The sequence below is a fragment of the Roseicyclus sp. genome, assembly GCF_052168335.1.
GTDB lineage: Bacteria > Pseudomonadota > Alphaproteobacteria > Rhodobacterales > Rhodobacteraceae > Roseibacterium.
On sequence record NZ_JBQLZP010000383.1, the window covers coordinates 1 to 7,669 of the forward strand.

The following is a 7,669-nucleotide window of genomic DNA, read 5'->3' on the forward strand; positions in this document are numbered from 1 at the left end:
CGATCTTGCCGCCCACCTTCGCCTCCACGTCGTAGTGCAGGTCCGTGCCGCCGCCCTCGGCGTCCGACAGGCTGACCTGCGCGCCGCCCTTGGCGAAGCCCGCGACGCCGCCCTTGCCTTCGCCCGAGATCGTGTAGCTCGTCTCCGGCACCACGTCCGACAGCGTCACGCTGCCCTCGAAGGTCGCCTTCACCGGGCCGACCTTCTGCTTGACGATGGCGTGGAACCCTTCCTCAGGCGAGCCGGTCAGCTCCTCGCAACCCGGAATGCAGGCCTTGAGCACCTCGGGGTCGTTGAGCGCGGCCCAGACGGCTGCGCGGTCCGCGGCGATCGTGCGCGTCGCGTGCATTTCCATGGTGATGTCCTCCCTGACGTCATCGTCTAGGGGGTAGTCGCCCGGGCCGCGTCCCGTCAATGGGGGATGGGGCGCCGGATCAGGGCGCGATCTCGTAGGGCAGGGTCTCGCGCCGGTCGGGATCGATGCGCAACTGCCGCTCGAGCGGGGGAACGGCGCGCTGGTGGCACTGGGCGCGCTCGCAGATGCGGCAGGAGATGCCGATGGGCTGGAACGCCGCGTCCCTGTCGAGGTCGAGCCCGTCGGCATAGACGAGCTGCGGCGCATGCGCGACCTCGCAGCCGAGCGAGATGGCGTAGCGGCGCACCGGCGTGCCCCAGGCGCCGCCGGTCTTCGACACGTCGCGCGCGAGGATCACGTAGCGCACCCCGTCCGGCGTCTCGGCGAGCTGCCGCAGGAAGCGTGTCGGCGTCTCGAAGGCCTGGTGCACGTTCCAGAGCGGGCAGGCACCGCCGTAGCGCGCGAATTGCAGGCGCGTGGCCGAGTGCCGCTTCGTCACCGTCCCCGCCTGGTCCACGCGGGCGAAGAAGAACGGCACGCCCTTCGCGCCCGGCCGTTGCAGCGTCGAGAGGCGGTGCGCGATCTGCTCGATCGAGGCGCCGAACTGGATCGACATCCGCTCGAGGTCGTGGCGGGTCTCGCGCGCGGCCTCGGCGAAACGGGTGTAGGGCATCAGGACCGCGCCCGCGAAGTAGTTGGCCATCCCGATCCGCGCGATCTCGCGCGCCGTGTCGGTCTGGAACCGCGCGAGGTCGAGCGTCGCCTCCAGCAGCGGCGCCTGCGCGAGGAGCGCGTATTGATGGAGGAGCTGGAAGCGCTGCGTCTCGGGTGCGGCGCGGGGCGAGAGGGTCAGCGTCCGGCTGGCCCTGTCGTAGTGGCGCACGCCGTCGCCCGCGGCCTTCCGCAGCGTCACGCCCATGCCGTTCAGCACGGCCTCGGTATGGGCGACGAGATCGCCCTCGGCCTGTCCCGCGAAACGCTCGGCCGCGCGGTCCATGGCGTCGATGTAGTTGTCGCAATAGTGGAAGAAGTCGCGCACCTCCTCCCAGGGGCTCTGCATCGCGCTGCTGTCCTGCCCCAGCGCCTCGTCGAGCGAGGCGAGCCGCTCGTGCGTCTGGCGGTAGGTCCGGTGCAGCGCGAGGAAGGCGCGCGCGAGCGCGGGCGCGTTCGAGGCCGCGAGCCGCAGGTCCGAGAGCGGCGGCTGAGCGTCGGCGAAGACCGGGTCGGCCAGCGCCTCGCGCAGGTCGGAGACGAGGCGCTCGGTGTCGCCCGAGCCGAGCTCGGTCACGTCGAGGCCGAATTCCTGCGCGAGGCCGAGGAGCACGGCGGTCGAGACCGGCCGGTTGTTGTTCTCCATCTGGTTGAGGTAGGGCAGGGACACGCCGAGCTTGGCGGCGAAGTCCTTCTGCGTGAGCCCCAGGCGCGTGCGCACCTCGCGGAGCTTCGACCCGGCATAGAGCTTGCGGACGGGCATCTGGCCTCCCGTGGCTTTGCAAAATTCCTAGCCGTTATTGCAAAGCCGTGGAAGCCCCCGTTTGAAGCGCCGTCAGAACCCCTCGACGCGCCGCTCCCGCCGGATCGTGTAGAGCGTCGAAGCCACGGCCAGGAGCGACGTCACCAGCATGATGTTGATGAGCGGATAGGCCCCGTTCCCCCCCGTCAGGAGCGTCCCCGCCAGCGCCGAGAGGGCGGCGCCCCCGCCGATGGTGATGGCGCCTCCGAGACCCGAGGCGGTGCCCGCGAGGTGCGGCCGCACGGACAGCATGCCCGCGGTCGCGTTCGGCAGCACCATGCCGTTGCCGAGGCCCACGAAGGTCATGAATCCGAAGAAGACGACCGGCGTCTTGAACCCCGCGAGGAAGAGGCCGAGCATCACGACGAGGCCCGCCGAGGACAGGATGGAGCCCCAGAGGACCATGCCGTTGAGGCCCACCCGGACGGAATAGCGGCCCGTCAGGAAGTTGCCGAAGAAGTAGCCCACCGCCGGCGCGCCGAAGTAGAGGCCCACCTCCGCCGCCGAGAGGCCGAAGACCTCCGAGCCGACGTAGGGCGCGCCACCGAGATAGGCGAAGAAGGCGCCCGAGGCGAAGGTCGCGGCGAGGCAGTAGCCCCAGAAGCGGCGCGAGGCGAAGAGCTCGGGGTATTCGCGGAACTGCTCGCGGAAGCTCGTCGCGCCGCGCGCCGCCGTCTCGCCGAGATCGCGCCAGGTCAGCACGAAGACCAGAAGGCCCAGAAGGCCCAGCATCCAGAAGTTCGCGTGCCAGCCGAGCGTCTGGTCGAGCACGCCGCCGATGGCCGGCCCGATCATCGGCACGACGGCCATGCCCATCGTGACATAGCCGATCTGGCTCGCCGCCTGGTCGGCCGGGTACATGTCGCGCACCACGGCGCGGCCGAGGACGAGGCCCGCCACGATCACCGCCTGCATCATGCGGAAGGCGAGGAAGACCTCGACCGTGGTGGCGAGGATGCAGCCGAGCGTCGCCACGAGGAACAGCCCGATCCCCCACAGAAGCACGGGCCGCCGCCCGAAGCGGTCGGAGATCGGCCCGATGATCACCTGGAGAACCGCGTTCACCCCGAGATAGAGCGCGACCGACAGCTGCATCAGCCGGTAGTCGGTCTGGAAATACTCCGTCATCGCGGGCAGCGACGGCAGGAAGATGTTCATCGACAGGGCGCCTAGGCCCGTCAGGTCGATCAGCGTGAAGATGTGGGGCGGGGTGGCGCGGTCGAGAAAGCGCACCGGAACGGCGTTGTTCATGATCTTCAGCTATCCCTCCGGGCGGTCCTCGTCCAGACCGACGCGGCGGCGTCGGGCGCACACTGCGCCCTGCACGGATGCTCAGGACCAGCGGTGGAAGACGAAGAACGCCCCCGCCGCGATCAGCGCGAAGCCGACGAGGTGGTTCCACATCAGCGGTTCGCGCAGGTAGAGCACCGAGAAGACGGCGAAGACGCTCAGCGTGATGACCTCCTGGATGGTCTTCAGCTCCGCCGCCGAGAAGTATCCGTGCCCGATGCGGTTCGCCGGGACCTGCAACAGGTATTCGAAGAAGGCGATGCCCCAGTAGATCAGGATCACGGTGACAAGCGGCGCGGCCTTGAACTTGAGGTGGCCGTACCATGCGAAGGTCATGAAGACGTTCGACAGCAGGAGAAGGCCGATCGTGACGACGGGGACGGGAAGGTTCGGCATGGGGGCGGTTCCGGGAGGGGGCGGACGGTCCCTGATACCGCTGCGCGCCGATGGGCAGGAGGGGCAGGGCGCGCGGCTTCGCTGATTTGCGATATTGCGATAAGTCTAGCAAAGTGATTTGCAAATATTCCGTTTCGGACTCGCCACGACACGTGCCGCGCGCATAGGGTGCCGCCCAGGACGCCCGGCGGGAGACCGGGCCCGAAACGGAAGGGACAGCCATGAAGGACATCCTCGTTCAGCTCGAGCGCAAGCGCGAGGAGGCGCGGCTCGGCGGCGGCGCGAAGCGGATCGAGGCGCAGCACGCCAAGGGCAAGCTGACCGCGCGCGAGCGGATCGACCTCCTCCTCGACGAGGGGAGCTTCGAGGAATACGACATGTTCGTCACCCATCGCTGCACCGATTTCGGGATGCAGGAGGCCAAGCCCCGCGGCGACGGCGTCGTGACCGGCTGGGGCACGATCAACGGCCGCATGGTCTATGTCTTCTCCCAGGACTTCACGGTGCTCGGCGGCTCGGTCTCCGAGACCCACGCGGCGAAGATCTGCAAGATCATGGACATGGCGATCCAGAACGGCGCGCCAGTCATCGGCATCAACGACTCGGGCGGCGCGCGCATCCAGGAGGGCGTCTCCTCCCTCGCGGCCTATGGCGAGGTCTTCCAGCGTAACATCGAGGCCTCGGGCGTGGTGCCGCAGATCAGCCTCATCATGGGCCCCTGCGCGGGCGGCGCGGTCTATTCGCCCGCCATGACCGACTTCATCTTCATGGTGAAGGACAGCTCCTACATGTTCGTCACCGGCCCCGACGTGGTGAAGACCGTGACGAACGAGGTGGTGACCGCCGAGGAACTGGGCGGCGCCTCGACCCACACGCGCAAGTCCTCGGTCGCCGACGGCGCCTTCGAGAACGACGTCGAGGCGCTGTCCGAGATCCGGCGGCTCGTCGACTTCCTGCCTTTGTCGAACCGCGAGAAGCCGCCCGTCCGGCCCTTCTACGACAGCCCCGACCGCATCGAGGAGAGCCTCGACACCCTGATCCCCGACAACCCCAACCAGCCCTACGACATGAAGGAGCTGATCCTGAAAGTCGCGGACGAGGGGGATTTCTACGAGATCCAGGAGGATTTCGCGAAGAACATCATCACCGGCTTCATCCGGCTCGAGGGGCAGACGGTGGGCGTGGTGGCGAACCAGCCGATGGTGCTCGCGGGGGTTCTCGACATCGACAGCGCGCGCAAGGCGGCACGCTTCGTGCGCTTCTGCGACTGCTTCGAGATCCCGATCCTGACCTTCGTGGACGTGCCGGGCTTCCTCCCCGGCACGGGCCAGGAATACAACGGCGTCATCAAGCACGGCGCCAAGCTGTTGTTCGCCTATGGCGAGGCGACGGTGCCGAAGGTCACGGTCATCACCCGCAAGGCCTATGGCGGGGCCTACGTCGTGATGTCCTCCAAGCACCTGCGCGGCGACATCTCCTATGCCTGGCCCACCTCGGAGATCGCGGTGATGGGGGCCAAGGGCGCGGTCGAGATCCTCTACCGCTCCGAGCTCGGCGACCCGGCGAAGATCGCGCAGCGCACGAAGGACTACGAGGACGCCTTCGCCAATCCCTTCGTGGCGGCCGAGCGCGGCTTCATCGACGAGGTGATCCAGCCGCGCTCCACCCGCAAACGCGTCTGCCGGGCCTTCGCGGCGCTGCGCCGCAAGGACAAGAAGATGCCCTGGAAGAAGCACGACAACATTCCGCTCTGACGGGGGACGTGGCGATGACAGCACAATCCGGCCGTTCGGTCGCGGGAACCCGTGGGGAGGGTTTCCCGTTCCTCCGCAAAGGAGGCGCCCATGACCAAGGATCACGGACCGCAGATCAAGGACGACGAGGCCTACGAGTCGATGCGCGAGGACGGCATGTCCAAGGAGAAGGCCGCGCGGATCGCGAACGCGCGGGCCAACCCCGCGCAGTCGCCCTCGAAGAAGGGCGGCGAGAGCCCGAGCTACGAGGCGTGGTCGAAGGAGGATCTCTATCACCGCGCGCAGGAGATCGGGATCGAGGGCCGGTCGGACATGTCGAAGGACGAGCTGATCGAGGCCCTTCGGAACCACTGAGCGGGAGGGCCGCGGCATGAGCGGCCCCGTCTTCCACATGATCTCGGGCGGGCCGCGCCCCGTCGCGCCCTTCTCCCACGCGGTGGAGGTCGACGGCTGGGTGCTGCTCACGGGGCAGATGCCGACCGACCCCGAGGCGCCGGACGCGCCCCTGCCGCAAGGGGTCGCGGCGCAGACGGCCCGCGTGATGGAGAACCTGCGCCTGATCCTTCAGGGCGTGGGCCTCGACCTATCCCACGTCGTGCAGATGCGCGCCTACCTGACCGAGTTCGAGCGCGACTACGCGGCCTTCAACGAGACCTACCAGGGCTTCTTCCCGCCCGACCGGCGCCCCGCGCGCACCACGGTCGGCGTGACCGCGCTGGCGGTCGGGGCGCTGGTGGAGATCGACTGCGTGGCGCGGCGGCCCGGGAAGGGCGGGGATGCGGCGTGAGGATGCTCCGGAGCCTGCCGCTCTCGCCCCTCGGCTGGGTGGCGCTGCTCGCGGCGCTGGGCTCGGCCGTGCTGGCGGTGGTGGCGCTGCGGCTGCCGGAGGTGTCGGCGTCGCCCTGCGCGCGGGAGGAGGTGCATGTCCTGCCCTCGGGGCGCGAGGCGCGGCTCTGCGAGGTGCTGACCGAGACGCAGCCCTTCACCGAGGAGGACTGGCTCGTGCTGCGGCTGGTGGTGCCGGACCTGGCCCCGGTGCAGGGCGATCACGCGGACCAGGACTGGGTCTGCGAGCGGATCGGATTGTCGGAGGCGTCGACGGCGCCGCGCCCGCCCGCGCGGGTCGTCGTCCAGCTCATGGCCGAGGCCTTCCCGAGGGGCGAACCGGCGCCGGGGATAACCCAGTCGATCGAGGCCTATTCGCTCCGCGACGGTGTCTGCATCTGGGAGCTGTTGTGATGCAGATACAATATTTTGCGGTCCATTCTTCAAGCAGGATGCGATCTGAGGCTTCCGAGTCACAGGGCCGCGTCCTCTGTGGAAAACCCTGTGGATTGCATCCGGCCTCGGCTATCATCGACCTCGGCTGCGGAACCGCAGCTGTACCTCGGGTCGTGGCCGGGCCCGTGCGCCCGGTCACGCACCGGAGGGCCAGAGGCGGGGGCCAACCCCGCACAAGGCCGGGCCACAGGCATGGCAACGATCCATGCCCGAGCAGGACCCTCATCCTGGCCGGACGGGGCGCGATCCCCGTCCGGTTCTTACCGGGGGCCGGGCCATGCTGAAGCACAAGGGTTTCCCGGGTCGCCTGCCCGGCACGGACTTCCAGTTCACCATCCGCCGCGCGAACAAGGACGGCGCCACGCGCCTCGTCGCGCGCCAGCGCTATCCCGACCGAAAGGCCGCCGACCGGCGCGCCGACGCGGCCTTCATGGAGGCGCTCTGGCTCACCTTCGGGACCGAGCCTTTCGAGCGCGGCAATCTCGACGCCGGGCGGCTGTCCTGGCTCTTCGGGCGCGAGGTGGTGCCGGCGGAGGACCCGTTCGACCCCGAGAGCTACGAGGCGCTCCTGCAGATCGACGAGGCGCGCGCCCGCGCGGCCTTCCCCGAGGCCTTCGACGGTTCGGGCTTCTGGGAGAACGCGTCGGCATGAAATCGCCCGCAGCTCTCCGTTTTGCGCAAGTTGATGCCCAGCCGGGCAGGGCGCCGGAATTGATCCTTCCGTCGCGCGGCGGTCGTGGCATGCTGATGTCGTCGGCCCCAGTCCCCAGCTGTTTCCGGGCCGGCACCGACAAGACGTGTTACCCTTCCCCTTCAATGCGGTCGGAACGGATCCTGTTCCGACCGCAATTTTTTGCCGATGGCGGGTGCCGCCCCGCCGGCGTGGCCGGCGGCTCTAGGCGGGTGGGAACATTCGGTGTACGGTCCCGGCCACAAGGCCTATCGACTGGAGTCAGAAACACATGCGCTCGCGCTACACCCTTTCCGCCCTCATCCTCGCGTCGACCGTCGCCCTCGGCGCCTGCACGACCGCCGATCTCGAACGCGCCGGCGCCGGTGCGCTCATCGGCGGCGGCGTCG

9 protein-coding genes are annotated in these 7,669 nt (G+C 69.0%); 5 read left to right on the top strand and 4 right to left on the bottom strand.

The genetic code is table 11. The annotated features are described in order from the left end of the window. The 4 genes from ACTS11_RS11800 to ACTS11_RS11815 form a co-directional block, all read right to left on the bottom strand. A partial coding sequence (locus ACTS11_RS11800; RefSeq protein ID WP_442640510.1) for a CoxG family protein occupies positions 1 to 355 on the bottom strand: 355 nt, incomplete at its 3' end. A gap of 79 nt (positions 356 to 434) precedes the next feature. Next, positions 435 to 1,829, bottom strand: coding sequence for a helix-turn-helix domain-containing protein (locus tag ACTS11_RS11805; protein ID WP_442640511.1), 1,395 nt, complete (start codon positions 1,827 to 1,829; stop codon positions 435 to 437). 72 nt (positions 1,830 to 1,901) lie between these two features. Further along, complete coding sequence (locus tag ACTS11_RS11810; RefSeq protein WP_442640512.1) at positions 1,902 to 3,119, bottom strand: multidrug effflux MFS transporter; 1,218 nt, start codon at positions 3,117 to 3,119, stop codon at positions 1,902 to 1,904. Positions 3,120 to 3,200: 81 nt separating this feature from the next. Further along, positions 3,201 to 3,554: a DMT family protein gene (locus ACTS11_RS11815; protein WP_442640513.1), complete on the bottom strand. Its 354-nt coding sequence runs from the start codon at positions 3,552 to 3,554 to the stop codon at positions 3,201 to 3,203. A 221-nt stretch (positions 3,555 to 3,775) separates the two neighbouring features. Here ACTS11_RS11815 and ACTS11_RS11820 point away from each other — a divergent pair, with 221 nt between their 5' ends. From ACTS11_RS11820 to ACTS11_RS11840, 5 genes are all read left to right on the top strand, one after another. Continuing rightward, entirely contained in the window at positions 3,776 to 5,308 is a 1,533-nt protein-coding gene (locus ACTS11_RS11820; protein WP_442640514.1) for an acyl-CoA carboxylase subunit beta, read from the top strand. Positions 5,309 to 5,398: 90 nt separating this feature from the next. Beyond that, positions 5,399 to 5,662, top strand: a complete 264-nt coding sequence (locus ACTS11_RS11825; protein WP_442640515.1) for a DUF7218 family protein — start codon at positions 5,399 to 5,401, stop codon at positions 5,660 to 5,662. Positions 5,663 to 5,678: 16 nt separating this feature from the next. Beyond that, positions 5,679 to 6,095, top strand: a complete 417-nt coding sequence (locus tag ACTS11_RS11830) for a RidA family protein (RefSeq protein ID WP_442640516.1) — start codon at positions 5,679 to 5,681, stop codon at positions 6,093 to 6,095. Positions 6,096 to 6,097: 2 nt separating this feature from the next. Beyond that, positions 6,098 to 6,547: a DUF6497 family protein gene (locus ACTS11_RS11835; protein ID WP_442640517.1), complete on the top strand. Its 450-nt coding sequence runs from the start codon at positions 6,098 to 6,100 to the stop codon at positions 6,545 to 6,547. Positions 6,548 to 6,866: 319 nt separating this feature from the next. Then, positions 6,867 to 7,241 carry a hypothetical protein gene (locus ACTS11_RS11840; RefSeq protein WP_442640518.1) on the top strand — a complete coding sequence of 125 codons (375 nt, stop codon included), beginning with the start codon at positions 6,867 to 6,869 and terminating at the stop codon, positions 7,239 to 7,241. Positions 7,242 to 7,669 lie beyond the last annotated feature (428 nt).

What these genes read in the sequence shown, in the direction of transcription:
- ACTS11_RS11805 (WP_442640511.1), bottom strand. Translation starts at nt 1,829, where the DNA reads ATGCCCGTCCGCAAGCTCTATGCCGGGTCGAAGCTCCGCGAGGTGCGC.
- ACTS11_RS11810 (WP_442640512.1), bottom strand. Translation starts at nt 3,119, where the DNA reads ATGAACAACGCCGTTCCGGTGCGCTTTCTCGACCGCGCCACCCCGCCC.
- ACTS11_RS11815 (WP_442640513.1), bottom strand. Translation starts at nt 3,554, where the DNA reads ATGCCGAACCTTCCCGTCCCCGTCGTCACGATCGGCCTTCTCCTGCTG.
- ACTS11_RS11820 (WP_442640514.1), top strand. Translation starts at nt 3,776, where the DNA reads ATGAAGGACATCCTCGTTCAGCTCGAGCGCAAGCGCGAGGAGGCGCGG.
- ACTS11_RS11825 (WP_442640515.1), top strand. Translation starts at nt 5,399, where the DNA reads ATGACCAAGGATCACGGACCGCAGATCAAGGACGACGAGGCCTACGAG.
- ACTS11_RS11830 (WP_442640516.1), top strand. Translation starts at nt 5,679, where the DNA reads ATGAGCGGCCCCGTCTTCCACATGATCTCGGGCGGGCCGCGCCCCGTC.
- ACTS11_RS11835 (WP_442640517.1), top strand. Translation starts at nt 6,098, where the DNA reads ATGCTCCGGAGCCTGCCGCTCTCGCCCCTCGGCTGGGTGGCGCTGCTC.
- ACTS11_RS11840 (WP_442640518.1), top strand. Translation starts at nt 6,867, where the DNA reads ATGCTGAAGCACAAGGGTTTCCCGGGTCGCCTGCCCGGCACGGACTTC.